The sequence below is a fragment of the Micromonospora sp. D75 genome (assembly GCF_018070405.1).
Taxonomy (GTDB): Bacteria; Actinomycetota; Actinomycetes; order Mycobacteriales; family Micromonosporaceae; genus Micromonospora; species Micromonospora chalcea.
In genome coordinates, this window is the sequence record NZ_JAGPXV010000788.1 from 1 (window position 1) to 2,350 (window position 2,350).

Consider the following 2,350-nt stretch of genomic DNA (forward strand, 5'->3'; position numbering starts at 1 on the left):
GGCCCACGTCGTCATGCTCGCCGAGCAGGGACTGATCACCGACGAGGCCGCCGCCACGATGCTGCGCGGCCTGGTCACCCTCACCGGGGACCGGCCCGAGGAACTGGAGTACGACGGCAGCGTCGAGGACGTCTACTACACGCTGGAGAAGCGGCTCGCCGCCGCGGCGGGCATCGAGCCGTCGCAGCTCAGCGTGCAGCTCGCGCGCAGCCGCAACGACCTCGACGCCGGCGTGTTCCGGATGGTGCTGCGCGACCAGCTGCTCCAGGTGCTCGACGCGCTGCTGGCCACCGGCCGTACCGTGCTGGACCGCGCGGACCGGCACGCCGACGTGGTGGTCACCGGCTACACGCACCGCCGCCCGGCCCAGCCGACCAGCATCGGGCACGTCTTCGCCGGCTACGCCGAGGCGCTTGCCGGTGAGGCCGCCGCGTACGCCGACCTGCTGGACGAGATGAACCGCTCGCCGCTGGGCTCCTGCGCGTTCGCCGGCACCGACCTGGACATCTCGCCCCGGCGGCTGGCCGACCTGCTCGGCTTCGACCAGCTGATCGTCAACTCGTACGAGGCGGTGGCCGGCGCGGACCACCTGGTCCGGGTCGCCACGCTCAACGCGCAGGCGCTCGCCACCGGGGCCCGGCTGGCCCGCACGCTGATGGACTGGCTGAGCTGGGGCTGGGTGGTCACGCCCGGCGAGTTCACCCAGGGCAGCAGCATCATGCCGCAGAAGCGCAACCCGGTGGTGCTGGAGCACCTCGTCTCGATGGCGGGCGCCGCGGCGGCCGACGCGGCCAGCGTGCTGAACAACGTCGGCGCCGCCTGGTGGGAGGACTCCAACAACGCCACCACCGACGTGCAGGCCCGCCTCTGGGACGGCGACGACCGGGCGTACCGGTTCTTCTCGCTGCTCGGCGGCCTGATCGAGAAGCTGGACCCGCTGCGCCCGCCGTCCGCTGAGGAGATCGTCGCCTCCGGCGCCACCACCACCGCCGCGGCCGACGCGCTGGCCCGCCATGGTGTGCCGTTCCGGGGTGCCCACTCGCTGCTCGGCCGGCTGGTACGCGGCGGCGCGCCCGCCACCTGGACCGGGGACCTGGTCCGGTCCACCGCCGCCGAGCTGGGTCTGACGCTCGACGACGCCGCGGTGCGGGACCTGCTGGCCGCCGCGGTCCGCCCCGAACTCGTGCTGCGCCGTGCCCAGGCCGACGGGCCCGGCGAGGCGGCCGTCCGGGACCAGGTCGGACGACTGTCTACAATGCTCGACGCGGTGCAGGAGCGGGCGCAGGCGTTGCGCGAGCGGCTGACCCGTGCCGACACGGCTCTCGCCGAGGCGGTCGCGGCGAGGGTAGGCCCGTGACGGGGCGACAGACGCAGCTGGCCGTGGTCGCGGACGTCGTGTCGCGGCGACCACGTGATCTGGACCGACGGACATCACCATGGAACGACCGGCAAATCCGCGCCTGCTCGGCATCGACTTCGGCGGCACCAAGATGGCCATCGGCGTGGGCGACGCCGACGGCCGGCTGCTCGTCTCCGAGCGCCTGCCCACCAATGCCGAGCAGGGCGCGCAGCAGGCCCTCACCCGGGCGCTGGACCGGGCCCGCGAACTCGCCGAGCAGACCGGCGGCACGCTCGTCGCGGCGGGCATCGCCTCGCCCGGCGTGGTCCACGACGAGGGCATCGAACTGGCGCCGAACGTGCCCGGCTGGGAGCAGCTGCGGCTCGCTGACGCGGTCCGCGCCCACCTGAACCTGGCGCACGTGCGGGTCACGAACGACCTGAAGGCAGCCGCCCACGCCGAGCTGCGGCTCGGGGCGCTGCGCGACGCGGACCCGGGACTCGTCGTCGGGCTCGGGACCGGCGTCGCGGCGGCGGTCACCGTCAACGGCGAGGTGCTGCCGGGCCGCCACGGCGCCGCCGGGGAGATCGCCTACGGGCTGACCGACCACAGCTGGCCGCCCCGCCTGGAACCGATGCTGGAGGCGACGTTCTCCGGCCGGGCCCTGGACGAGCTGGCGCAGCGGCTGGGCGTGGACGGCCGGGCGGCCGGTCTGTGCGCGGCCGCGCAACAGCCGGGCGAGGTACGCGAACAGCTCCGCCGACGCGTCGACGAACTCGCCCGCCACCTCGTCACCTGCTGCCTCGTGCTCGACCCGCAGCGGATCGTGCTGGTGGGCAGCGTCGCCGGCAACGACCTGGTGCGGGCGCTGCTGACCGAACGGCTCACCCACACGCTGCCGTATCCGCCGGAGATCGTGCTGTCGGACTTCGCGCAGGACGCCGCGCTGCTCGGTTCGCTCGCCATGGCCGTCGAGGCCCAGCCCGCGGTGGTCTGAGCGGGCCGGGCGCC

The 2,350-nt window shown here is 74.6% G+C and carries 2 protein-coding genes; both read left to right on the forward strand.

What is annotated here, in order from left to right; genetic code table 11:
- The coding region (locus tag KBX39_RS29025; RefSeq protein WP_210873597.1) for a lyase family protein at positions 1-1,357 on the forward strand (1,357 nt) is incomplete at its 5' end.
- Between the two features lie 79 nt (positions 1,358-1,436).
- Entirely contained in the window at positions 1,437-2,336 is a 900-nt protein-coding gene (locus tag KBX39_RS29030) for an ROK family protein (protein ID WP_043323180.1), read from the forward strand.
- The last annotated feature ends 14 nt before the right edge of the window (positions 2,337-2,350 follow it).

Coding starts and splice junctions, on each gene's coding strand:
- KBX39_RS29030 (WP_043323180.1), top strand. CDS start 1,437: ATGGAACGACCGGCAAATCCGCGCCTGCTCGGCATCGACTTCGGCGGC.